The organism is Streptomyces sp. R-74717 (assembly GCF_047305335.1).
GTDB lineage: Bacteria > Actinomycetota > Actinomycetes > Streptomycetales > Streptomycetaceae > Streptomyces > Streptomyces atratus.
Genome location: NZ_CP102361.1, coordinates 10,097,079 through 10,119,652 on the forward strand (window position 1 = coordinate 10,097,079; position 22,574 = coordinate 10,119,652).

The 22,574-nt window shown below is 68.2% G+C and carries 20 protein-coding genes and 3 pseudogenes; 13 read left to right on the forward strand and 10 right to left on the reverse strand.

Annotated elements, in window-relative coordinates; all coding sequences use genetic code 11:
- Positions 1 to 32: 32 nt before the first annotated feature.
- Together NRF20_RS46195 and NRF20_RS46200 are read right to left on the reverse strand one after the other, a co-directional pair.
- Positions 33 to 1,772 carry a DegT/DnrJ/EryC1/StrS family aminotransferase gene (locus NRF20_RS46195; RefSeq protein WP_413754490.1) on the reverse strand — a complete coding sequence of 580 codons (1,740 nt, stop codon included), beginning with the start codon at positions 1,770 to 1,772 and terminating at the stop codon, positions 33 to 35.
- A gap of 48 nt (positions 1,773 to 1,820) precedes the next feature.
- The gene (locus NRF20_RS46200; protein WP_398635323.1) at positions 1,821 to 2,234 is read right to left on the reverse strand and encodes a hypothetical protein; all 414 of its coding nucleotides are present in this window, start codon (positions 2,232 to 2,234) and stop codon (positions 1,821 to 1,823) included.
- Positions 2,235 to 2,820: 586 nt separating this feature from the next.
- Between NRF20_RS46200 and NRF20_RS46205 the strand changes: the two are divergent.
- The 4 genes and pseudogenes from NRF20_RS46205 to NRF20_RS46220 all read left to right on the forward strand — a co-directional run bounded on the left by NRF20_RS46205 (position 2,821) and on the right by NRF20_RS46220 (position 7,801).
- Positions 2,821 to 4,070: pseudogene (locus NRF20_RS46205) on the forward strand (IS256 family transposase).
- A 49-nt stretch (positions 4,071 to 4,119) separates the two neighbouring features.
- Positions 4,120 to 4,674 carry a hypothetical protein gene (locus NRF20_RS46210; RefSeq protein WP_398633573.1) on the forward strand — a complete coding sequence of 185 codons (555 nt, stop codon included), beginning with the start codon at positions 4,120 to 4,122 and terminating at the stop codon, positions 4,672 to 4,674.
- A gap of 669 nt (positions 4,675 to 5,343) precedes the next feature.
- Entirely contained in the window at positions 5,344 to 6,012 is a 669-nt protein-coding gene (locus NRF20_RS46215) for a macro domain-containing protein (protein ID WP_413754491.1), read from the forward strand.
- 124 nt (positions 6,013 to 6,136) lie between these two features.
- Entirely contained in the window at positions 6,137 to 7,801 is a 1,665-nt protein-coding gene (locus tag NRF20_RS46220; protein WP_413754492.1) for an ADP-ribosyltransferase domain-containing protein, read from the forward strand.
- A 58-nt stretch (positions 7,802 to 7,859) separates the two neighbouring features.
- Here the strand turns inward: NRF20_RS46220 and NRF20_RS46225 are convergent.
- Positions 7,860 to 8,444: pseudogene (locus tag NRF20_RS46225) on the reverse strand (alpha/beta fold hydrolase); the annotation flags it as partial.
- 292 nt (positions 8,445 to 8,736) lie between these two features.
- On the opposite strand from NRF20_RS46225, the gene NRF20_RS46230 reads away from it, so the two are divergent.
- Positions 8,737 to 9,456, forward strand: coding sequence for an IS6 family transposase (locus NRF20_RS46230; RefSeq protein WP_413754493.1), 720 nt, complete (start codon positions 8,737 to 8,739; stop codon positions 9,454 to 9,456).
- Between the two features lie 117 nt (positions 9,457 to 9,573).
- Here the strand turns inward: NRF20_RS46230 and NRF20_RS46235 are convergent, their stop codons facing one another.
- Positions 9,574 to 10,203 (reverse strand): class I SAM-dependent methyltransferase, encoded by a 630-nt coding sequence (locus tag NRF20_RS46235; protein ID WP_413754494.1) that lies wholly within the window; start codon positions 10,201 to 10,203, stop codon positions 9,574 to 9,576.
- A 477-nt stretch (positions 10,204 to 10,680) separates the two neighbouring features.
- Between NRF20_RS46235 and NRF20_RS46240 the strand changes: the two genes are divergently transcribed.
- Positions 10,681 to 11,898: an IS110 family transposase gene (locus NRF20_RS46240; RefSeq protein ID WP_413754495.1), complete on the forward strand. Its 1,218-nt coding sequence runs from the start codon at positions 10,681 to 10,683 to the stop codon at positions 11,896 to 11,898.
- Here NRF20_RS46240 and NRF20_RS46245 read toward each other — a convergent pair.
- From NRF20_RS46245 to NRF20_RS46255, 3 genes and pseudogenes are all read right to left on the reverse strand, one after another.
- Positions 11,831 to 12,427 carry a ferredoxin gene (locus tag NRF20_RS46245; protein ID WP_413754496.1) on the reverse strand — a complete coding sequence of 199 codons (597 nt, stop codon included), beginning with the start codon at positions 12,425 to 12,427 and terminating at the stop codon, positions 11,831 to 11,833. The two genes, NRF20_RS46240 and NRF20_RS46245, sit on opposite strands and share 68 nt — an antisense overlap.
- A gap of 207 nt (positions 12,428 to 12,634) precedes the next feature.
- Complete coding sequence (locus tag NRF20_RS46250; protein ID WP_398633577.1) at positions 12,635 to 13,009, reverse strand: hypothetical protein; 375 nt, start codon at positions 13,007 to 13,009, stop codon at positions 12,635 to 12,637.
- A gap of 4 nt (positions 13,010 to 13,013) precedes the next feature.
- Positions 13,014 to 13,226: pseudogene (locus NRF20_RS46255) on the reverse strand (ABC transporter permease); the annotation flags it as partial.
- A gap of 52 nt (positions 13,227 to 13,278) precedes the next feature.
- Between NRF20_RS46255 and NRF20_RS46260 the strand changes: the two are divergent.
- Together NRF20_RS46260 and NRF20_RS46265 are read left to right on the forward strand one after the other, a co-directional pair.
- Entirely contained in the window at positions 13,279 to 14,085 is an 807-nt protein-coding gene (locus NRF20_RS46260) for a hypothetical protein (RefSeq protein ID WP_413751797.1), read from the forward strand.
- Entirely contained in the window at positions 14,075 to 14,710 is a 636-nt protein-coding gene (locus NRF20_RS46265) for a Fic family protein (protein WP_398633579.1), read from the forward strand. Before NRF20_RS46260 ends, NRF20_RS46265 begins: the two co-directional genes overlap by 11 nt.
- 162 nt (positions 14,711 to 14,872) lie before the next feature.
- Here NRF20_RS46265 and NRF20_RS46270 read toward each other — a convergent pair whose 3' ends face one another.
- Positions 14,873 to 15,607, reverse strand: coding sequence for a helix-turn-helix domain-containing protein (locus tag NRF20_RS46270; RefSeq protein WP_413751796.1), 735 nt, complete (start codon positions 15,605 to 15,607; stop codon positions 14,873 to 14,875).
- 263 nt (positions 15,608 to 15,870) lie between these two features.
- Here NRF20_RS46270 and NRF20_RS46275 point away from each other — a divergent pair, with 263 nt between their 5' ends.
- From NRF20_RS46275 to NRF20_RS46285, 3 genes are read left to right on the forward strand one after another with little or no spacing between them, the layout of a single operon-like run.
- The gene (locus NRF20_RS46275) at positions 15,871 to 16,539 is read left to right on the forward strand and encodes a DUF4097 family beta strand repeat-containing protein (protein WP_413754504.1); all 669 of its coding nucleotides are present in this window, start codon (positions 15,871 to 15,873) and stop codon (positions 16,537 to 16,539) included.
- A gap of 29 nt (positions 16,540 to 16,568) precedes the next feature.
- Positions 16,569 to 17,522: an ATP-binding cassette domain-containing protein gene (locus tag NRF20_RS46280; RefSeq protein ID WP_398633582.1), complete on the forward strand. Its 954-nt coding sequence runs from the start codon at positions 16,569 to 16,571 to the stop codon at positions 17,520 to 17,522.
- Positions 17,519 to 18,295, forward strand: a complete 777-nt coding sequence (locus NRF20_RS46285; RefSeq protein ID WP_398633583.1) for an ABC transporter permease — start codon at positions 17,519 to 17,521, stop codon at positions 18,293 to 18,295. Before NRF20_RS46280 ends, NRF20_RS46285 begins: the two co-directional genes overlap by 4 nt.
- A 240-nt stretch (positions 18,296 to 18,535) precedes the next feature.
- Here the strand turns inward: NRF20_RS46285 and NRF20_RS46290 are convergent, their stop codons facing one another.
- Together NRF20_RS46290 and NRF20_RS46295 are read right to left on the reverse strand one after the other, a co-directional pair.
- On the reverse strand, positions 18,536 to 19,126 hold the full coding sequence (locus NRF20_RS46290; protein WP_398633584.1) for a hypothetical protein: 591 nt from the start codon (positions 19,124 to 19,126) through the stop codon (positions 18,536 to 18,538).
- Between the two features lie 1,479 nt (positions 19,127 to 20,605).
- Entirely contained in the window at positions 20,606 to 21,541 is a 936-nt protein-coding gene (locus tag NRF20_RS46295; RefSeq protein ID WP_413751795.1) for a ScbA/BarX family gamma-butyrolactone biosynthesis protein, read from the reverse strand.
- Between the two features lie 107 nt (positions 21,542 to 21,648).
- Between NRF20_RS46295 and NRF20_RS46300 the strand changes: the two genes are divergently transcribed.
- Together NRF20_RS46300 and NRF20_RS46305 are read left to right on the forward strand one after the other, a co-directional pair.
- The gene (locus NRF20_RS46300) at positions 21,649 to 22,275 is read left to right on the forward strand and encodes a ScbR family autoregulator-binding transcription factor (RefSeq protein ID WP_413751794.1); all 627 of its coding nucleotides are present in this window, start codon (positions 21,649 to 21,651) and stop codon (positions 22,273 to 22,275) included.
- Positions 22,272 to 22,574: NAD(P)H-binding protein (locus tag NRF20_RS46305; RefSeq protein ID WP_413754497.1), on the forward strand; the 303-nt coding region annotated here is incomplete at its 3' end. The genes NRF20_RS46300 and NRF20_RS46305, both read left to right, overlap by 4 nt.

Below are 22,574 nucleotides of genomic sequence, written 5' to 3' on the forward strand. Positions count from 1 at the left end.
CGCACCTTCGTGGCGGGCAAGGCGATCAAGCCTCAAGCCGCGCCGAGGTCGATGAGGGATGGGACGGCTGTAGTGGCGCCGCTGCGGGAGGCTTGCAGGGAGGCGTGGGCGGCGAGGACGGCGTGCAGGCCGTCGTGGAGGGTCGCGTTGCGGTGGCTGTGGCTGAGGACCATGTCGCGGAAGGCTTCGTGCTCGGCGACGGGGGGTTCTTGTTTGGGTATCGCGTAGCGGGTGACGTCGCCTTCGGTGACGCCGCGGAATGCGGCGAGGGCCTCCCATTGGGTGCGGGTGGAGCCGTTGGCCCAGTAGGAGAGGTCGGCGGTGAGGGTGTCGGCGACGGGGATGCCGTGGTCGCCGGTGACGACGGTGGTCCGTTCCTTGGGCGGGGAGACCCAGTTGACCTGGTGGTGGGTGATGGTGCCGTTGGTCGGCTGGCCGAGGGCTGCGAGGAGGTCTTCGTGGGGCCGGCCGCTGCGGTGGGCGGTGCGGGCGGCGATCGAGGTGTAGCGGGTGTTGGTGATCCATGCGGTCAGGTCGAGGTCGTGGGTGGCCAGGTCGTGGATCACGCCGACGTCGGTGATCCGTACCGGGTAGGGGCCGGTGCAGCGGGTGGCGACCGAGAACACGTCTCCGAGCTGGCCGGCTTCCAGCCGCTGGCGTAGTGCGATCAGTGCGGGGTTGAAGCGTTCGATGTATCCGACGGCGGCCGGGACTGCGGCGGTGTGGAATGCCTGGGCGAGCCGCCGGGCTGAGTCGGGGTCACCCGCGAGCGGTTTCTCGATGAGGGTGGGGACGCCGGCTGCGGCGAGGGCGGTGCCCAGCGGTTCGTGCAGCAGCGTGGGGCAGGCCAGTACCGCGTAGTCGAGGCCGAGCTTTAGCAGCGCGTCCAGGTCCGTGACAACGGGTATGCCGTCGGCGGCGCGGTAGCGGTCGCCGTGCGGGTCGAGCGCGCCGACCAGTTCGGTGCCGTTCAGGGTTCGCAGGACCCGGGCGTGGTGGCGGCCCATTCGCCCCAGTCCGATCAGTCCGACCTTCAGCGTGGGGGTGTTCATGCGGCACGCTCCGAGGCATGGGCCAGTGTGGTCACGGTCTGGGCGACGGCGTCGATCTGTGTGGTGGTCAGCCCGGGGTGGACCGGCAGGGATAGCGCCTGGTCGGCGGCGGCGTCGGTGTGCGGGAGGTCGATGACGGTGGCGTAGGCGGGTGAGCGGGATGGGGTAGTGGACGCTGGTGCCGATCCCTGCCCGCTGCAGGTTGTGGGCGAAGGTGTCGCGGTCGCCGAGGCCGGGGCCTATGCGGACGGTGTGCTGGTGCCAGACGTGACCGGCTCCCTCCGCTGTGGTGGGCAGGGCCAGCCCCGGCAGGTCGGTGAGGCGTCTGCTGAGGTGGGCGGCGTTCGCGCGGCGGCGGTCGGTCAGGGCCGCGAGTCTGCGGAGCTGGCTGCGGGCGATGGCGGCGCTGACATCGCTCATCCTCCCGTTAGTGCCGACGATCTGGTGGTGGTAGCGCTGCTCCATGCCCTGGTTGCGCAGCAGTCGCAGCGTGCGGGCCAGGGACGGGTCGGCGGTGGTGATCAGGCCGCCCTCGATCGACTGCATGTTCTTCGTCGGATAGAAGCTGAAGCAGCCCGCGGTCCTTCCCCCGCCGCTACCTCTCCGAAGAGAGCATGGCCACTGTCTACGCCACTGCCGACACCGAGGCCCTCCCCGGCACTGCCGAGGGCTGATCCCCCACATCACGGCAGGGGGACACGATCGACTGGAACCGCTCATTTGCGATGCCGGACCATGTGCAGGTCACCCGGCCGCGCGGCAGCCGGGTCAACTCGCCGGGCTGGTCAGGACGCAGTTCGGATAATCGTTGTCCGGATCGCCGACGGCGACCCAGAGCTTCAGGACCTTGCCTTGCCTCAAGGCGGCGTAGGGCTCGGGCTCCCGCTCACCCGTTTCGGGGTGAGCGGCGTCGAAGGACACACCGACGAAGCTTTGCTTCTTGTTGGAGCCTTGCTCCCAGGTGCCTGTTCCGGACCAGGTCAAACCGTCGTACCAGCCGACGGCGATGCAGACTTTATCGGCGATGAACGTCCCGTCCGGCTTCAGCGTGAGGGTGCCGCCGTCGGCATCGGTCCACGTGGTCGCAAGTTCGGCTGGTTTCAGCACGACCGGTTCGCCGGCGGGCGGCGGCATGACGGTGAACCTGCCGCAGGCCGTGAGAGCAAGGGCCATGGCGAGCAAGATCAGCGCAGTACGACAGTAACGCAACGCAATCCACCCCTAGCGGGCTCCGCAGGCCGCGTGCGCGACCGGTGGACTCAAGAACCCACGCGGTACCCTGGCACGGAGTTTGAACATGTTCAAGTCTCGGTCGTCGGCGGCCACTCTTCACGAGGCGTGAGGCGGTACGGCAGCGAAGTGCCGCAACCACAGCGGCCGATCGCGGTCGGGCCGCAAACAGTCCGTGGAGCACCTTCTTCGCGAACCGCTTCCTGGCCCGGCGCACGCGACGGTCCATGCCATCACCACTTGACGCGACGGGCACCGCGACAGGTTGCTGACCACCCAGGGCAGAGAACAGCTGCCCGCCGCTACACCACACCAGGGGACATGACCCGAAGTCGGCACCACGGCCGTCGAGGAAGCGCGGTCTTGTCATCTGCGCCATGTGCGGCGACCCGATGAACGGGCCTGCGTTGTTCAGGAGCAATGCTCAGGACTTGTGGATCGGCCCGGGAAGGCACGCAGAGGGCGTACCTTCCCGAATGATCCTGTGATGGTCACCGAGTAGGCCCGCGTTCGCAGCGCGGGTCGGGAAGGCACGCCCGTGCTCAGCGTAGTCACCGACGACGGCTCCACCCCCTCCGGTTCCCTGATCGACGAGATCGTCCGCGAAGGCGCCCGCCGGATGCTCGCCGCCGCACTGGAGGCGGAAGTCAACCAGTACATAGCCGAGTTGGCGGCTGAGACTGACGAGAGCGGCCGACGCCTGGTGTCCGCAACGGCCACCATCGGCCCCGCACCGTGGTGACTGCGGCCGGGCCCGTCGAGGTCACCGCGCCACGCGTGAACGACCGCCGCGTGGACGAGGCCACGGGCGAGCGGCAGCGATTCTCCTCGAAGATCCTGCCGCCGTGGTGCCGCAAGTCGCCGAAGATCTCCGAGGTGCTGCCGCTGCTCTATCTGCACGGCCTGTCGTCCGGCGACTTCGTGCCCGCCTTGGAACAGTTCCTCGGCGGCACGGCCGGGTTATCGGCCGCGACGGTGACCCGGCTGACCCGGCAGTGGCAGGACGATCACGCCGCCTTCCAAGGCCGGGACCTGTCGGACCGCGACTTCGTCTACGTGTGGGCCGACGGCGTCCATCCGAAGGTCCGGCTCGGGCAGGCGCACTCGTGCGTGCTGGTCCTGCTCGGGGTCCGGCTGGACGGCACAAAGGAGCTGATCACCCTCGCGGAGGGGCTGCGTGAGTCCACCGAGTCATGGGCCGACCTGCTGCGCGACTGCCGCCGCCTCGGCATGCGCGACCCCGAGCTGGTCGTCGCCGACGGCGCGATGGGCCTGTGGAAGGCACTCGCCGAGGTCTTCCCTGCCGCCCGGCATCAAAGGTGCTGGGTTCACAAGGCCCGCAATGTCACCAACGCCCTGCGGAAGTCCGCGCAGCCTGGCGCAACGAAGGCGATGCAGGAGATCTACAACGCCGAGGACCGCACCCACGCCGAGAAGGCGATCGAGGCATTCGCGGAGACCTATGGCACCAAGTGGCCCAAGGCCGTCGCGAAGATCACCGACGACCGGGAGGAACTACTGGCGTTCTACGACTTCCCGGCCGAGCACTGGATCCACCTGCGAACCACCAACCCGATCGAGTCCACGTTCTCCACCGTCAAACTCCGCACCAAGGTCACCCGCGGCGCCGGCAGCGCAGCAGCGGCGCTGGCGATGGTGTTCAAGCTCGTCGAGTCCGCCCAGGCCCGCTGGCGCGCGATCACCGGTGCCCACCTGGTGCCCCTTGTCCGCACCGGGGCCCGGTTCGAGAACGGCGTCCTGGTCGAGCGCCAGGAGCAGGCCGCGTGACGCGAAAAACAGCTGCACAGATCTGGTGCAGCGATGCGACACTGCCCCTATGACCAGGCCAGAGCTCTCCGAACTCGACTATCTGCGGGAGATCGAACGGCTCGCCAAGGCAGTCACCTCCGCAGCTGCCGGCAAGCATTGGTACGCCGGCGACGCCGAAGGTGAGGGGCCGCTCCAACGCAGTGTCAGCGCCCTGGGAAGGACGCTGCGGCACTACCACTTCCCCCTGGACGGGTGCCTGGAGGAGGAGGCAGAGCGCCCACAGGTTCCCCTCGCCGCCGTGGCCCTCATCCGCCCCGAGGCCATGCCTATCGGCACCGACGAGACCTACCCGCATGCCTGTGCTCGACTGGGAGTGGAAGCACGCCCCGAAGGGTGGGCGTTGTGGGACACCTGGGTCGACGGCAACGCGAAGGTCACCATGGTCGTCTCCGCCGTGGACACCACCGAGGGCCTCCTCGCCAACTGGGCCAAGGGCAGAAACCTGCTTCCCGTCATGCCTCTGCCCTCCCAGATCGCCCAGGTCCACGCCGGTTGGACCGGCTGGGCGTCGATCTTCTCCCCCTACGGCAAGAGGAAACTGGGCCTCAACGGACAGCCGTGATCCACAGGTATTGACTATTGCTCGTTGTTCCAGCCGCGCACGGGGCACCAGGGGCAAGCCGGTTCACGGATCATGTGATCCACCGCCACGCCTGAGCGGTCAAAGCGGCGGAAGCCTCCACGGCAGCCAGCTGCGACGCGTCACCGCGCAGGCACCTCTCCCCCCGGGGCCGACCCGGCGTCAGCCTGGATCGAGCTGTCGTGCACCCAGTGCACGGCCCAGCCTGGGGGGCGCTGCACCGTCCGCTACAGCGACGGTTCGACCGCGGAGGCGAAAATCCCCCATCGCGAGCGGGCCCTGGCGGCGAAGAAGGCGGCAGGGTCCAGGTGACGCTTGCCGAACATCGCATCAAGGGAACATGACGAAGCCCTTCCCTCGTGGAGGGAAGGGCTTCGTGAGTGAGCGCTGGGCAGGCCTTGCACCTGCATTTCCCCACGGGAAGCGGGGCGTCTTTCCTTGGACCACCAACGCAGCGCCAGTCACGGCGAGTTGCGGCGAACTGTCAAGATCAACTATAGCGCATGCGGGCCGTCGGCAGGGCCCGGCCGACGCGGCGACGGTTTGCCGAGATTCCGGCTCCGGCGCGAGGACCTGCTGTCGAACGGCGCTGTCAGTGGCGCGCGGTAGCTTCGGGATTGTTCGAGATCACGGGGTGAGAGGGGTGAATTTGTGGGTGTCAGGCATACGTTGAGCGTCGTCCTGGTCGACGTCAACGACGAGGTGGTGACGGCCTGGCGGTCCGCGTTCGCGGACACGCCGGAGGTCGAGATCAGGCGGGGTTCCCTTCTTGATGTGGACGCCGACGCCTGGGTTTCCCCCACCAATGAGCGTGGCCGGATGGACGGTGGGGTCGACGCCGTCGTCAAGCGGTACCTCGGTGCGGGCATCCAGGTGCGGGTGCAGCGGGCGATCCGCGACCGGTTCGGCGGACGGCTGCCGGTGGGCAGCGCGGTGTGCGTCCCGTCCGGGGCGGACGTACCCCGGTACCTGATCTCGACGCCCACCATGCGCCAGTCGTCGCAGAACGTCAGCGACACGATGAATGTGGCCCTGGCCTGCGCGGCCGCTTTCCAGGCGGTGCATCTACAGAACCGGGCGAAGCCGGGCAGCATCCGGTCGGTGGCCCTTGTCGGGATGGGTGCGCAGACCGGGCAGGTGCCCGCGAAGGTGTGCGCCAACCTGATGTGGACGGGCTACACCCTCTTCCACGACCACGGTTTCGCGGACTACGACGAGTTGCGGGCCGCCGTACTGGGGCAGCTCGACGACATCGAGGGAGCGGGGTCCGCACGGCGGGTCCGGATCAACGTGCCGCAACGGCCTTCCTTTCGTCACTGACCCGAAGACCTCGCAGGCCGGTGCCGCCCAGGGCGCGGACACCGGCGACGACCCTGCCGCATCTGTTCAGCATGCCGGGGCGCCCGTGGAGGCGGCCGGTTCGAGTATCGGGAGTTCCACCCTCGTGAGTGATATCGACGTGACGGCCGCAGGCGATGCCGGTTCCCCGGCCGGGGAACCGCTGGGACTGGCCGGCCTGTTCACCGGTGGCGGCGAGCCGTGGCTGCCGCTGCTCGGACCGGTGATCGAGGCGCAGCCGGGAGCCGCCGACTTCATCGGCCCGAAGCGCAGCCCGGAGGTCGTTCCGGTGCGCGAGCTGACGTTCCAGGCGTTGAAGCCGCATCCGCCGGAGAAGTGGAAGGTGGTCGTCTTCGGACAGAACCCCTATCCGCGGGCGGAGAGCGCGACCGGCATCGCAATGTTCGACAACACCTTCAACGACTGGAAGGACAGCCAGTTCGGCCGGGTCGTCAGCATCCGCTGCCTCATCAAGGCGGCCGCGATGTGGAAGTACGGCATCGTCAAGAAGACCCCGATCGCCGACGTCCGCGCCCTGCTGAAGAAGGAGGACACGGTTCAGCCGCCCGAGTGGTTCCAGGCGATGCTCACCCAGGGTGTGCTGCTGCTGAACGCGTCCCTCACGGCGAGCGCGGACGGGGCGATGGCGACCGATCGGCACACGTCGTTCTGGCGCCCCGTGGCCGAGCAGATCGTCGAGGAGATCCTCCGGGCGAAGCAGGACGCGGTGGAGGAGGACGACCGGGGGGTGGTGTTCGCCTGGTGGGGCGCGCACGCCCGGAGTCTGAAGAGGGTCGTCCAGCGGCTGGAGAAGAAGTACCCGGGGGTGCAGGTCCGTCACCTGGACCACGCCAATCCGGCCGCGCAGGGGGATCTGTTCTGCGAGGGCGACCACTTCGCCCAGGTGAACGACGCCCTGGCGGCGGTGGGGGCCGAGCCGGTCGACTGGCTGCCGCGGAAGGGCTGGGACCAGGGGACGGGCGGGGCCGGCGGGCCGGAGGACGGTGGTGTCGCGCAGCGGATGGGGGCGTTCATCGCGTCCACGATGGAGTTGCACCAGCTGTATCTGGAGCGGCTCACCAGCGTCAAGGACGAGGGCCTCGTCCTGCCGCCCGTCACGGGGGTGCTCGACACGCCGCTGATGGACTTCCGGAAGGCCGTCGAGCCGGTCTCGCGGGTGCTCGCGCGCCTGGATCGGCATATCGATCTGTCGAGCCGTTTCGGGGAGATGAAGGCCGCGGAGGCGGCGTCCGCGGGCGCGCTGTCCGGGGAGGCCGTGGGCGCCTTGTCGGCCGACGCGATCTCGGCCCTCTACTTGTACACGTGCGAGTCGGGCTTCTACCGCGAGATCAACGCCGTGCTGCGCTCGTCGGACCGCGAGCGCGTGGTGCCGTACCTGCCGTACCTGCGGTTGCTGTTCTCGGCGATGGAGGCGTTGCCGGCGCAGACACGGCCGCTGTGGCGTGGTGTGGCGCTGGATCTGCGGTCCCAGTACCCGCTGGGGCGGACGGTGACGTGGTGGGGCGTGTCGTCGTGCACGTCCGAGCTGGGTGTGGCCCGCGCGTTCCTCGGCGGGCGTGGCCGGCGGACGCTGTTCGAGGTGACGCCCGCGCGGGCGGTGGGGATCCGGCGGTTCTCCGCGTTCACGGGTGAGGAGGAGTACATCCTCGCGCCGGGGACGCAGCTGAAGGTGACGGAGGTGAAGGCCGAGCGTGGGGGTCTGTGCACCGTGCGGCTGACCGAGCTGGAGGGGGCCGGCCTGGTGTCGTGACGTCCCCGGGCCGGGCATACGAGCGCCCCGTGGCGGGCCTGAGCCGTGCCGTGGAAGAGTCGCCCTGGGCGGGCATGGTGTCGGCGGACAGGGCCGCGTAGAAGCCCGCGAGCCAGCCCCGGACGTCGGGCTCCATCTCGGACTCGGCGCGGCCGGGCTCCTGGAAGTATGAGACGTAGAACTCCTGGTCGCCGCCCATCTGCGCGAAGACGTCGGTGGGGCGGGGGCCGCCGGGTGGCGCGTAGGGGACGCTCAGCAGTCCGACGGCGCGGAAGACCTCGGGGTGGAGCAGGGCGGAGGTGGCTGCGACATTGGAGCCCCAGTCGTGCCCGACGACCACCGCCCTCTCCTCGCCCAGGGCGCGCACCAGGGCGACGTTGTCCTCTACCAGTTCGAGCATCCGGTAGGCGTCAGTCGCGGCCGGCTTGGAGGAGCGGCCGTAGCCGCGCACGTCGAGCGCGACGGCCCGGTACCCCGCCGCCGCGAGGGCCGGGAGCTGGCGGCGCCAGGAGTACCAGGACTCGGGGAAGCCGTGGACGAGCAGGACCAGCGGTCCGGTGCCCTGCTCGACCAGGTGCAGGCGTCCGGCGGGAGCCTCGATGGTGCGGTGGCGCAAGTCAATGGACGGCGCGGGCTGGTGCATGGCTTCTCCTCGGGTTCACGGGCGGCCGCGGTTACCCACCGATCACGCGGCGCGGCGGTTGCCCGACGCGATCAGTCTTGCCAACCTGGCAAACTTGCAGGACAGGGTGGTGGAGGCGGCACGGCCGGAAGAGAGCGCTGCGCCGCCGACGAACGATGGCATAGCCGACACGCTGGCGGCCATGGGTCCCCGGCTGCGGGTCGCGCGCGAGCGGCGCGGCGCCAGGCACTGTCACGTTGGCGGGCGGCGTGGGAGGGTCCTCGAAGTTGATCATGCTGGAGGGGGATCGTCCGTGGTGAGCGCTTTGCCGTCGTATAAGGGGCACCGGTACCCGGTCGAGGTCATCTCGCACTGCGTGTGGCTGTACTTCCGCTTTCCGTTCAGTTTCCGTGAGGTGGAGGAGCTGATGCCCCGACGTGGTGTCACCGTCTCGTACGAGACGGTCCGCCGGTGGTGTGTGAAGTTCGGCCAGGCGTACGCCGACGGACTGCGCCGCCGGCGGCCCCGGCCCGGGGACAAATGGCATCTGGACGAGGTCTTCATCGAGATCAACGGCGAGCGGAAGTACCTGTGGCGGGCCGTCGACCAGGACGGCAACGTGCTCGACATCCTCGTCCAGGGGAAGCGGGACAAGGCCGCGGCCAGGCGCTTCTTCCGCAGGCTGACGAAGAAGACCGGTGCGGTTCCGCGGGTGGTCGTCACGGACAGGCTTCGCTCCTACGGTGCCGCTCACCGCGAGGTCATGCCCTCCGTCGAGCACCGCTCCCACAAGGGCCTGAACAACCGGGCCGAGAACAGTCACCAGCCCACCAGACAGCGTGAACACGCGATGAAAGGCTTCCGCTCCGCCGGCGGAGCACAACGCTTCCTGTCCGCGTTCAGCGGCATCTCACCCCACTTCCGACCCCGCCGCCACCTCATGGCCGCACCCGACTACCGCGCCGAAATGACCGTCCGCTTCACCATCTGGGAGCAGATCACCGGCGCCACCGGCCTGCCCACCACACCCTGAGCACACAGCCGGAACCCGACCGCACCACACCCTGTCACACCGTCAGACACCCACCCAGCAACGTGACAGTGCCCGCGGATGATTTACACCACTGCGTCCCAGGCCGCAGGGCACGCTCTAGGGGCGGCGGCCCAGCAAGTGGGCGTCGAGGAAGCCCCGTTCGGAGGCCGGGTCGTGGAGCAACCGAGCAACCGTGACGAGTCCGGCCCCGGTCAGCAACTCGGCGAGCCGCTCCGCCGGCCAGCTATAGGCGGGCGTCACCTTGTGATCGAAGCGGACCGGCTCCGGTCCCTCGGTCCCGAAGAGCGACACCAGGAGCAGGCCCCCTGGTGCCAGGACACGCACCTGCTCGGCGAGCAGCGCGGGCATTTCCCCGGGCGGAGTATGGATCATCGAGTAGTGGGCCAGCACTCCGCCGAGCGCGCCGTCCTCGACCGGCAGGGCCTCCATTTGTGCTTCGTCGAACCGCAGCGCCGGATGGGCCTGCCGGGCGTGGTCGACCATGGCCGGGGAGAGGTCGAGCCCGAAGGCGTCCAGCCCCAAGTCGTGCAGCATGGCCGTCAGATGTCCGGGCCCGCACCCGACGTCGGCTGCCCGCAGGTTTCCCGTCCCACGTACGAGCTCGGCGAAGGTGCCGATCATGTTCCGTGCGAACGGCTGCGTCTCCAACCGATTAGCGAACATCGACGCATACAGCTCGACGACCCCGTCGTAGGCCGCCCTGGTCTCGCCCTGGTGTTCCAACACGGGAAAGAAACTAACACCCGCGCCGTTCGCAGCCGTTCTCCGGCCCCATACCGGCCCTTCCCCTAAGGACTGATCGTCCCGTCACCTGATCACGGGACGCCCCCAGTAGTTCGGAGAAGCAAGGTCGGCTCGCCTCCGGGGCCGGTCCAGGTCAGCTCCTCCCTGCGGAACCCGACCCACGACATTGCAGGCGAGGCGGAGATGAGCGTGCAGTGCTCGCAGGAGCACAGTTCCCTAATAAGACCTACCGAGGCTCCAACCGGCAGACTCGGTGCCTGGTAGCCGCCAGCAGGTGAGCACTCTTTGTTCCCTGGACACCGAGTCCTGTTGACAGATCGTGCCCCTGCTGGTCGGCCAGGAGCGAAATCGCTGATGGGATGTCGTGCCCGCCCGGTTGCGGCGTGAGCACAGCCTTATTAGGTCGCTGATGGTTCTCCTGCGGGCTGCTGCCGATCGAGTTCGATGACGGAGGACGAATTGCTGTTCGTTGGGGACGACTGGGCCCAGGACCACCACGACGTCGAGCTGATGGACGCCACAGGTCGCCGGCTGTCCAAGGCCCGGCTGCCGGAAGGCGTGGCGGGCATCGAGCGATTGCACGCGATGATCGGCGCCGAGCTCGGCGCCGACAGCAAGGCCGAGGTCGTGATCGGAATCGAGACCGATCGAGGCCCGTGGGTGCAGGCACTGATCGCCGCTGGCTACACGGTGTACGCGGTCAACCCACTGCAGGCCTCCCGGTACCGGGAACGCTTGGCGGTGTCGGGGGCCAAGAGTGACGCGGCCGACGCGCACATGCTCGCCGACATGGTGCGTACCGACTCCCACCAGCTGCGCCCGGTTTCCGGGGACACCGCCGACGCTGAAGCGGTCAAGGTGGTAACGCGCATCCATAAGACCCTGATCTGGGAGCGGACCCGCACCATGCAGCGGCTCCGGCATGCCCTGCTCGACTACTTCCCCGCCGCCCTGGAGGCGTTCGAGGATCTTGACGCCCCCGACGTCTTGGAACTGCTGGCCAAAGCGCCTGATCCGACTGCCGCGGCGAAGCTGACGATCACGCAGATCAGTGCGGTCCTCAAGCGCGCCCGCCGGCGCAACATCGCCGACAAGGCCACCAAGATCCAGGCCGTATTGCGCGCCAAGCACCTGGGCCAGCCCGCCGCTGTGACCGCGGCTTACGCCGGCTCAGTGCGCGCTCTAGTCGCGCTGCTCGTCACCTTGAACGAGCAGGTCAACTTCCTGCACGAGCAGGTCGAGGACTTTTTCGGCCGGCACCCGAATGCCGAGATCATCCGGTCCCAGCCCGGACTGGGCCCGATACTCAGCGCCCGGGTCCTCGCAGAATTCGGCGACGACCCCCACCGCTATGCCAGCGCCAAGGCCCGCAAGAACTATGCAGGCACCAGCCCGATCACCCGCGCCTCCGGCAGAAAGAAGGTCGTGACCGCCCGGCACGTCCGCAACGACCGGCTCATCGACGCCCTGATCGCCCAGGCATTCTCCGCACTTCGGATCTCCGCCGGAGCCAGGGCCTACTACGAGAAGCAGCGCGCCCGCGGCATCGAATTCAACGCCGCCCTACGCCAACTCGCCAACCGGCTCGTCGGCATCCTGCACGGCTGCCTCAAGACCGGCACACCGTACGACGAGGCGACAGCTTGGTCTCAGCGATCCCACGCACTCGCCGCGTGACGCTACAGCTCGGGCAAGCGGTCAACGGGTGTGGGGGACCGCCGCTCTTCCAGCCAGTAGAGGTAAATCCGCAGGTCAGTTGCCAGGCACCGGCGATGTAGAGCTCGAAGTCGCGGACGGCAGCGGCTATGCCCTGGCCTGACCAGGCATCGTTCTCATCCCATTTGCTCCGCTGATCGGACAGGTATTGCACGACCTGGCTGCGGTTACGCCACCACTCCCGGACCGATTCCGGTGTCCATCGCGAGTCGCCATCACAGCCGTACCCGAGGAACGGGTCGTTGTCCGCCGCCTCGACCAGCAGGGCCGTGTCCGCAGGCGTTCCGGGCTGGCGATAGACGTACTCGCTGAGGTACTCGCCTCCATAGAGGACGTGGGCGGGTGCCGAAAGCCGTCCCGTCCAGCAGGTGTCGGTCTCCCCGCCGTAGAAGGGCCCGGGGACGTTGAGCCACAGTCGGTCTTCCCAACGGCCCCGAAAGGCATCGCGGTCGTTGCCAAGGATGGCCACCGGGTCGAAGTAGAGCGTCATCCGCCGAGACTAGGGCATCCGTTCGAGCTGGCCGACGGGCTGCCGATGGGAAGGGGACTGCCTGGCCCCCCTGGGCTCACGCACTCGCCGTTTGACTCTCCAGCTCATGGGATGTCTGTCAAGTTCTTCTGTGCAGGCTCTTCGGGATCCTGCAAGGGACGTCGTTGCGCAGTCACGGGGGCGGCTTGGTCAGATCACGTGAGCCCGTTACTGGCCGGGTCGGCCGTGCGTCAAGTCTGTGCTGTCCTCTGGCTCGGAGTTGCCACGCTTGGGAGAGAGGCCAAGAATGGCGGCTGCGACGTCTGGCCCCGCCACCGCCTGCGCGCGGGAAATCGCCTCCATGGCTTCGTCGAGCAGTCCGACCCTCCTGCGCGGCGCTACCTGGATCTGGACAGCCTCGATCAGGCGTGAGCGGAACGCATCGGGTGATTGCGCGGTGAGATTGCAATACAGCAGTGTGGCCTCTGCGACGGCGAGGAGTGGGCCGTAGGCGAAGGGCAACCCGGTATCGCCAACCCGAGCCAACAGCACCAGCGTATTTGCGAGATTGGGTTCATGGACCCTCGGGTTGTGCTCTGTCAACTCTCTGAAGAGTCTCACCGATTTCCTGACCGTGCGAATGGCTTCTGGGTGGCGCCATCGTGCGGAAGCGGGCAATGAGTCCCTCGGTCATGTCCATGGAGAAGGACGCCGGGGCTCCGATCACGGTGGTGCCGCTGGTCATCAGCAGCAAGCCCGGGACGAGGTAGGCAATGTAGTCGGAGCGGTCCGTGCCGCCGTCGCCGATGCCCGCGCTCATTGCCGGGGTACTCGGCAAAGTGCTCAGCCGGGTACACGTGAACGTGCTCGGCATGGCGAAGACGGTTGGGCGGCGGGAGGCACAGGTCGGTGGTTCGCGAATTCGGGTGACATGTCTCGATTCCGTCGGCATCATCGGTCAGTTGCTCTGCCACGTCCGACTTTGGGGGTACGCCACGTCCATCCACCAAGAACTTCGAGCCTGGTCGCTGCCGTGGTCCGCCGCTGACCCTCGCCGGAACGCCTTCGAATGGGACGACGACGACGAGGGGGCCCGGCTCACGGCGCTGGTCGCCCCGATGACACCTCCTGCCGATGTCGACCGGATGGAGAACTTCCGCTTCATACGCGAGGTGACCGCGTTACTGGCGTCGCGCTACGGCCGCTGGGCCTGCGGTTGGGACTGGTCGACCCATAACGGTGGACCTGTTGCCGCCTGGTGCTGCGACGCGCACTCGGTCGGAGAGGCGGAGGAGACCGCCGCGCGAATCGTGGCTGCTCTTCTGGAGTGGCGTGACTGGCTGGAGGACATGGCCGAGCGATTCGAGCGGCTTGCCCCGTTGCCCGACGCGGATGCCGGGGACCGCAGCTGGCATCTGGAGCGTGCGGTGACCCGTTTGGTTTCCACGGTCGTGGACCGCACGCACGCCGAGTCGGCCTGGTACGGGCTCTGCGACACGACGCTGACCTGGTTCCTGTCCTCCACTGGCCTAGGACCGGAGGAGGCGGAGAAGGCAGTCGAAGCAGCGATCGGCGGCCGGTTCAAGAGCTGGGTCGAGCCCGCCTTGACGGTGGTCGACGCGGTGGGAGAGGACCTGGCGGTCCGCCTCACGGGTCGTGGGTTCTACCGTGAGCGATGATGCGCTGGCTGTGTGGTGTCAGGTCAGGGAGGAGGTCGACTGGTCCTCGGCTGCGACGGCGGCCCCGTTGCCTGTGCGGCCGGTCGTCGACGGACTAGCCCGTTGGTTCGACGGCCCGGTGCGATACCGCGACCCGGACCGCGCCGGCCGGCTGCTCGCCGCGATGGCCTTCTCCCGCGCCGCGGCCGGACAGGGAGAACCGCTCACCCCGACCCTGCTCGACAACTGGCAGAAGCTGGTCCTCGGCGTACCCGACGTGCGCTTGCGTCAGGGCGAGGCGTTTGCCAAGGGCGGCCGGGAACGTTACGGGCTGACGCCGCACACCTGGCGGGACTTCGCCGCCTGCCTGTATCAGAGCGCCGACCCGACGGTCCCCCTCGCCGCCCGCGCGGCCAGGGCGTACCTCGACATCGCCTTCTTTCACCCTTACCCGGACGGCAACGCCCGCCTGGCGCTGCTGACCCTGGCTCACATCCTGGAGGCGGAGGGCGTACGCCTGGACGAAGTGGGGCCGCTGCAGACCACCCGCTACGCGGACGACCCAGCCGGTGCCCTTGACCTCGCGGTTTTGGTCTCTGTGCTGATCCGTGCCACCCACCGGCGGGCAACCACAGCCGCGCACTGAGAGAAGCCGTCGCCACCGCGGACGGGTGAGCGCATTCAGCTGTACACGGCTGAGCACTTTCCTGTGTACGCCGACACTCGTTACATCTCCGAAGATGTAGGCCGGTGGCGGGGTGGTGCGACGGGGTGTGTACGTGGCTGTCTGCTGGCGATCGAGCGTGGTTCAGGTGGTGGTGTCGGGGGTTGTTTCGGGTTTCGTGTGGAGGATGTCGCGGGCCTGTTCTGCGGCGCGGGCGATGCTTTCGGAGACGAAGTCGAGGAAGCGGGCGATGTTCTCGAGGCGGGCGCCGGCTGGGGTGTCGGGGCCGAGGATGCTGATGCCCTGCCGTGAGGTTTCGACGAGTTGGGCGGTGGAGCGGGCGCTGGCCATCATCGCCTCGTACCAGACGTCGTCGTCGACGATGTAGCGCTCGCGGCGGCGTTCGTCGCGTTCTCTGCGGACCATTCCCTGGCTCTCGAGGAACGTGATTGCTTTGGAGATGGACGCCGGGCTGACCTGGAGGTGCTGGGCGAGTTCGGCTGCGGTGAGGCTGCCGGTGTCGGTGAGGGTGAGGCAGGCCATCACCCGGGACATCATCAGGGGTGCGCCGGAAGCCATGATGACGGTGGTGAACACTTCCTCGTACTCGCGCACGGCTTCGGCGTCGCGTCCGTAGGGCTGCGGGGGTGACTGCGCCTCGCGGGGTGCGGCCTTCCTGCGGCGGTGGGCGCGGTGTTCGGTGGCGCGGTGGGCCACTTCGGCGCGGTAGGCGGTGGGGCCGCCGTTGCGCATCACCTCGCGCGTGATCGTCGAGGTGGGGCGGTCCAGACGTCGGGCGATCTCGGCGTAGGCGAGGCCGTCGGCCAGTCCCAGTGCGATCTGCTGGCGTTCTTGCTGGGTGAGCCTGCCTCCCGGCATCGCGGTCTCCTTCGTGGCCTGGGTGTGGCCCTGTGGTGGCTGGGGTGCCGACTATAGCGTTCACTCTCAATTCATTGCAACACGCTACACGTGGAGGCGTTGCGTTATGTGCGAGGTCATTGCATCAACTTTTCCATATCTACCTGCACTGATGGGATTTTGACGCAACGAATCTGTTGTCAGATCTGTGAATGCAACGTAGCTTTTCCTCTATCGGAAAGAGCGGGCCGAAGGGGCGCGCGATACCGGAGAAGGAGAGCATGATGCAGAAGTTCGACACCCCCGCCGCCGTCCAGGCCGTCCTTGACATCCCCGCGGGACGCATCCAGTTCATCGCCGCCGACCGCACCGACACCACCGTCGAGGTCCTGCCCGCCAACGCCGCCAAGAGCCGCGACGTCAAGGCCGCCGAACAGACCGAAGTCACCTACGCCGACGGCGTCCTGCGGATCCAGACTTCGCAAGCGAAGAACCGGATCCTTGGCAACTCCGGATCCGTCGAGGTCACCGTCCAACTGCCCGCCGGCTCCCGTGTCGAGGCCAAGGCGGCCGCCGCCGAGTTCCGCGGCGTGGGACGGTTCGGCGATGTCGCCTTCGATGGCGGCTACGGCTCGGTCAAGCTGGATGAGGCCACCAGCGCCCGCCTCACCGGACTCGACGCCCACATCGCGGTCGGCCGCCTGAACGGTCCCGGCGAGATCAGCACACAGCGGGGCAACGTGAACATCACCGAGGCCGTGCGCGGGCAGCTCACGCTGAACACCCAGCAGGGCGACATCACCGTCGGTGCGGCTCGCGGCGTCTCCGCCTCCCTGGACGCCGGCACCGGCCACGGCCGGATCGACAACGCGCTGAAGAACAGCGACGGCACGCCCGGTCTGACCATCAAGGCGACCACCTCCCAGGGTGACATCGCCGCCCGCAGCCTCTGAACCTCGCAGTCTTTGAAGGAGCTCTCCTCATGACCGACTTGGCTATCGCGGCGCACGGGTTGCGCAAGTCCTACGGTGACAAGACCGTCCTCGACGGGATCGACCTGACCGTCCCGGAAGGCACGGTCTTCGCGCTGCTCGGCCCGAACGGCGCCGGCAAGACCACCGCCGTGAAGATCCTGTCCACCCTCGTCTCCGCCGACGCCGGCGACCTGCACGTCGGCGGTCACGACTTGGCCGCCGAACCGCAGGCCGTACGTGCCGCGATCGGTGTCACGGGGCAGTTCTCCGCCGTCGACGGCCTGATCACCGGCGAGGAGAACATGCTCCTCATGGCCGACCTGCACCACCTCTCCCGCAGCGAGGGCCGCCGGGTGGCCGCCGAGTTGCTGGAGCGCTTCGACCTGGTCGAGGCGGCGAAGAAGCCGGCCTCCACCTACTCCGGCGGCATGAAACGCCGCCTCGACATCGCCATGACCCTCGTCGGCAACCCCCGGATCATCTTCCTGGACGAGCCGACCACCGGCCTCGACCCGCGCTCGCGGCACACCATGTGGGGCATCATCCGCGAACTGGTCACCGATGGCGTCACCGTCTTCCTCACCACCCAGTACCTGGACGAGGCCGACGAACTCGCGGACCGGATCGCTGTGCTGAACAACGGGAAGACTGCCGCGGAGGGCACGGCCGAGGAGCTGAAGCGGCTCATCCCCGGCGGACACGTCCGCCTGCGCTTCACCGACCCCGCCGCCTACCAGAACGCAGCCGGCACCCTCGACGAGGCGACCCGCAACGACGAGGCGCTGTCGCTGCAGATCCCCAGCGACGGCAGCCAGCGCGAGCTGCGCTCCATCCTCGACTGGCTGGACTCGGCCGGTATCGAGGCCGACGAACTGACCGTGCACACCCCCGACCTCGACGACGTCTTCTTCGCCCTCACCGCCACCACCGTGCCCACCCAGCCCAAGGAGACTGTCCGATGAGCTCCCTCTCCCTCGCCGTGCGCGACTCGTCCACGATGCTGCGCCGCAACCTCCTGCACGCCCGCCGCTATCCCTCGCTCACCCTGAACCTGCTGCTGACCCCGGTCATGCTGCTCCTGCTGTTCGTCTACATCTTCGGCGACACCATGAGCGGGGGCGCGGGCCGCTCCGCCTACATCGCCTACATCGTCCCGGGCATCCTGCTGATGACCATCGGCTCCACCACCATCGGCACCGCCGTGTCGGTCTCCACCGACATGAACGAAGGCATCATCGCCCGCTTCCGCACCATGGCCATCCACCGCAGCTCCATCCTCTTCGGCCACGTCGTCGGCAGCGTCCTGCAGACCGTCATCAGCGTGATCCTCGTCGGCGCCATCGGTGTGGCCATGGGCTTCCGCTCCACCGATGCCAGCGTCCTGGAATGGCTGGCAGCCTTCGGCCTGCTCGCTTTCTTCGCCCTGGCCTTCACCTGGATCGCGGTCGGCATGGGCCTGGGCAGCCCCAACGCGGAGGCGGCCAGCAACAACGCCATGCCGCTGATCCTGCTGCCCCTCATCTCCAGTGCCTTCGTCCCCCTGAACAGCATGCCGGGCTGGTTCCAGCCGATCGCCGAGTACCAGCCCTTCACCCCCGCCATCGAGACCCTGCGCGGACTTCTCCTCGGGACCGAGATCGGCAACAACTGGTGGATCGCCCTCGCCTGGTGCCTGGGCCTGACCATCCTCGGCTACCGCTGGTCCAAGGCACAGTTCAACCGCGACCCCAAGTAACCGCCATGACAGTGCGGGCCACCCCCGCCACCCGAACCGCTCCAGGGCGGCGTACACCGACACCGCGTCGGTCGTGCGCCGCCCCTTTCGCGTCCACGAACGACGTGGATGCACCCCTGGCCATTGACGCCTACCTGCTCACTTGAGTTGGCCACTGTCAGCGGCTACCGCGTGGGTGGCGAAGGTGGTCAGGTCCTGGACAGAGAAGCGAAGTGCAGCACCTTGGGAACCCGCTGCGATTCAGGCGGTGTCGGGATCAAAGGTCCCCGATGCGTTTGCTTGCCGGGCCTGACGGTAGCGCTCCCCGGCCTCGTTGAGTCGCCGGAAGTCATCAGCGGAGAACTGTCGGACACGGGCGCGGTGCCGCCGGGCATTGGCGATCACCTGAGTGATTACTCGGACTACGCCTTCGCATACGAGGATTACGACGGCCCCAGAAGCAATGTAGAAGGCCGTCTTCGCCAGGTGGGGGTCCTGGGCGGGAGTGTGTGTTGCAGACCACTTGAGCACCTTGATCTGGGTGATCACCAGCACGCAGCAGATGGCAACCCACGCCGCGCTCGCAAGGTAGGTGCCCCACCTTCGGTTCCTCCCGACCACGCGCGCGAACAGGTCCGTGAAGTACTGGTCGAGCGCAGCCAGGTCCTCAGCTCTCGGATCTCGGTTGCCGTGAAGTGCCTGTGCCACCCTTTCGAGCAGAGCAGCATGTGAGTCGTCAGCCTGGGGCATGGCATCCGCGTAGGACTTGATCAGCGTGTACAGCTGGACCGTCCCGATCAGCAGAACGGCCAGAATCACGGTCGTGATGAGAGCGGCGTAGTCGTCGCTCATGGCCCATTTCATGTGTCCCCCATCGATCAACCAGCAGCGGTTGAAGTTACCGGCTGCCACGGGGACCCAGCATCTGGATCCATGGCCCCCAGGCGCTCAACGGTGCCTGGTCCGACGTCCTGGACCAGGCCGGCCGCGTGCTGCTTGCCCGGGTCGAGGAAGCCGCCGCCGGCGGCGAGGACAGTCCGCTGCAGAACATGCTGGCGATGTTGGCCGTGGCCTGTCGGTCCGCAGCCAACGGCAAACCCGGGGTGGCGGCAACAGCCCTGGGCTACTGCGAGACGATCGCCCTGAACCTGCAGCCGCTGCTGCTCGCTGCACCCGGCGACTGCCCGGCGCTGCTGCTCGTCCTCCTGGTCCTGCCGCACGGTGGGTCTCGCGTGCAGCGCAGCATTCGCACGAACCAGACGGCACACGGCTGCTGCTCGTGCAGCAGGCCGGCCCGGCCGGGGCAGCGGCGGGCAACTGCTGCTCGCTGCACGGGTGCCCTGCTGCTTGCCGCGAGCACAGCTCGCAGGGCGGCAGCACGGCTGCTGCATGCAGCGCCCGCACCCATGCTGCTCACCTGCGCGTTTCCCTGTGAGTTCTCATTGATGTTGTGGTCAGTGCGAGGCTCTGACCTGTACTCCCGTAGACGTAGTGAGACGTCTGTGAAGGGTGGAAGGGGGGTATGAGGGCCTGTGACCTGGGGTGCCTCGTGGGGCCTCGACCACTGCGACGTCCTGGCGGCTCGCTTCGGCATCGACGTCATGGATCTGCCTGCTGCCCCGCGCCCGCGTTCCAGGCCTTGCAGCTGGGTCGCGCGCAGAACGCGAACTGCTGAACAATCGCTCCTCCTCGGCTGGCAACGGACGATACCTACGTATCCCGCAGACCGGTGGCTACCACCGTTCAGACGGCACTGGTCCGCACCTGCGGTGCCAAGTGGTTGGCCCGTAGCGTTTAGCCTGGTGTCCTGGCGTGTGCTCCAGTGGTGGTGCCTTGCTCACGAAGCAAGGAAGAAACACCGGAGTGCCCACGTCAATCCGCTCCAGCAGCGCCGCGCGCAACCTTTGCCTCAAGCTGCTCATGAAGGGTCGAGACGGTCTGCCGCACGGGCGCGTCCGACCGTGGGAATAGGGCCGGGCGGCCTCGCGGGCGCCACTGCGCGAACGAGGCGGTTCTGTCGGACTCGGCGTTGAGCCGGGCCCCTTCAAGGATGGCGTCGAGCAGCCCCGGGTAGCGGGTCGATGACCGCCTTCGGGCGGTCTCCCTTCCGGGAGCCGGCCACCCCCTCCGGCATGCCGGAGGGGGTGGTGGTGGAGCCGGGCGAACAGCCGGGCGTTGCCCCGGTCGGACAGTGAGGTGGGCACGGAGGCCCTCGTCGAGGGGACCGGCACGGCGCCGGTCATGAGGTACTCCTGTCGGTTCCCCGGAACGGAAGAGGAGGCGCGTGGGCGCCGCCTCTCTGCTTCGTGCGGGTGCGGTGCCTGCGACGCGTCAGCGCGAGAGGATCAGTGAGGTCACTGTCGCGGTGAACGGTGCATGGTCGCCCTGGCGGGCGGTGATGCGTACGGTCTCGTGACCGGGCGTGGAGGCGGCGTTCGGCTCCGCCTCGATCCAGCACAGGGCGTCGAATTCGACGAATCGCGTGAATGTGGCGTCGATGCTGGTCATGACGGTCTGCCGGGGGTGCAGCGTGGAGTGGGCCGCCTGACGGGCCGCTTCCAGGAGCAGCATGCCGGGGATGTGGTCGACCGGGTGGTCGAACAGGACGGGGTGTGTCACGTCGACGCGAAACTGCCAGTGCCGGTCCGCGTTCCCGGGGGCGAGGACGACGTCCTGCGGGTCGATCCGGCCGACCTGGTCGGGCGCGAGCGGTGCCGGCAGCGGGACGGCGTCGGCCATGGCGCGGGCGGCGTCGCAGCGCGGGCCGCGCAAGCGCCTGTAGATGGCGGGTGCCTGGTTGGTGAACCGGGTCTCGGCGACCCCCATGCGACGCCCGCCCCGGACCGCCGTGGCCCGCAGTGCCATCCCGCCGAGGCGTCCGGCGCGCTTGACGATGTCGGCACACGTCAGGTGCATCTCCAGGTCGGCGGGCAGCCGCTCGTGCCGCAGCGCTTCGGCGGAGATGGTGCAGCGGAAGCGGTCCCATATCTGGCGGTGGTCCATGGGTGCCCCGTAACCGGCGTGGCTGACCAGGGGCATCGCCTGGCGGACGCTCTCGGCGAAGAGCATCGGGTCGTGCAGGCCGTGGGCAGGGGCGTAGAAGCTGTGGGACCGGGGCCACTGGGCAGGGGCGAGAAAGGAGTCCTCCCCGTTGTTCTGCCAGCCGCAGAGCAGGACTTCGGCCTGGGCGGTCTTGTGTACGTACTGACGCGGGATCGCTTTGAGAGCGGAGCTGGGACGAACGGGTTCAACGGTGGTGACAGTCACGGAACGGCCTCTCTGAGGATCTCGTACTGACGTCGGACGGCTGTGGGCACCGCAGCCGGCAGGGCATAACCTAGAGAGCGCTCTGTTTCTTTGTCGAGGGAGGATTCATGACACGCCCACAGCAGGAGCGTGCGGTAAAGACGAGGGCGGCCCTCGTCAGGGCCGCCGCGGAAGAGTTTGACCTGCACGGATTCTCCGGAACCAGCACCACCAAGATCGTCAAGCGGGCTGGTTCGACTATGGGAGCTCTTTACTTTCACTTTGACTCCAAGGACGACCTGGCCCGGGCCGTGATGGCCGAACAAGACGCAGATCTACCGGAGTTGGGAGGAACGAGCGGACTGCAGCACGTGATCGACCTCACGCTCGCCCTGGCGCGGGAGCTGCAGCGCAACGTCCTGTTTCGCGCGGGTGTGCAGCTGGCCGTCGAACAGGGCGCCTTCGGTCTGCAGGACGATGCCGCGTACCAGCTATGGATCACCAACTTCGAGGAAGAGCTCATGGTCGCCCAGGCGCTCGGTGAACTGCGTGAGGGCGTCGACCCCGCGCAGTTCGCCCGGGTCCTGGTCGGGGCCTACACCGGAACGCAGCTGCTGTCCCAGATCAGCACGGGCCGCAAGGATCTGACCGGGCGCATCGTGGAGTTGTGGTCGTACTTCCTGCCGGCCGTCGCCGCGCCCGAGGTCGTCGAAAGCCTGGACCTCACGGGCCGGGCGCCGGAGGTGTCCGAATGAGACCGTGGACCGTCGCGCTGACCGGGGCCACCGGTTTCATCGGCGCCGCCGTGCTGCGGCAGCTGGCCGGGTGCGTGGCGGCCGACGGCCGCCCGGTGCGGGTGCGCGCCCTGGTGCGCCGCGCGGACGTCGTGCTGCCGGGCGGGGGAGCGGTCGGGCAGGTCCGGGCCGACCTCACCGATCCGACGTCATTGACCGGCGTCTTCGAGGGAGCCGACGCCCTGGTCCATGCCGTGTCGTACGTCGGCAAGGACGCCGAACGGTGCGCGGCGGTCGAACCTGCGGGGCACCGCCGCCGT

Excerpts from the sequence above, each read along its gene's own strand:
- NRF20_RS46285 (WP_398633583.1), top strand. The coding sequence starts at position 17,519 with ATGAGCTCCCTCTCCCTCGCCGTGCGCGACTCGTCCACGATGCTGCGC.
- NRF20_RS46260 (WP_413751797.1), top strand. The coding sequence starts at position 13,279 with ATGGCGAAGACGGTTGGGCGGCGGGAGGCACAGGTCGGTGGTTCGCGA.
- NRF20_RS46280 (WP_398633582.1), top strand. The coding sequence starts at position 16,569 with ATGACCGACTTGGCTATCGCGGCGCACGGGTTGCGCAAGTCCTACGGT.
- NRF20_RS46300 (WP_413751794.1), top strand. The coding sequence starts at position 21,649 with ATGACACGCCCACAGCAGGAGCGTGCGGTAAAGACGAGGGCGGCCCTC.
- NRF20_RS46245 (WP_413754496.1), bottom strand. The coding sequence starts at position 12,427 with ATGACGCTCTACTTCGACCCGGTGGCCATCCTTGGCAACGACCGCGAT.
- NRF20_RS46210 (WP_398633573.1), top strand. The coding sequence starts at position 4,120 with ATGACCAGGCCAGAGCTCTCCGAACTCGACTATCTGCGGGAGATCGAA.
- NRF20_RS46290 (WP_398633584.1), bottom strand. The coding sequence starts at position 19,126 with ATGAGCGACGACTACGCCGCTCTCATCACGACCGTGATTCTGGCCGTT.
- NRF20_RS46195 (WP_413754490.1), bottom strand. The coding sequence starts at position 1,772 with ATGAGCGGTTCCAGTCGATCGTGTCCCCCTGCCGTGATGTGGGGGATC.
- NRF20_RS46270 (WP_413751796.1), bottom strand. The coding sequence starts at position 15,607 with ATGCCGGGAGGCAGGCTCACCCAGCAAGAACGCCAGCAGATCGCACTG.
- NRF20_RS46275 (WP_413754504.1), top strand. The coding sequence starts at position 15,871 with ATGCAGAAGTTCGACACCCCCGCCGCCGTCCAGGCCGTCCTTGACATC.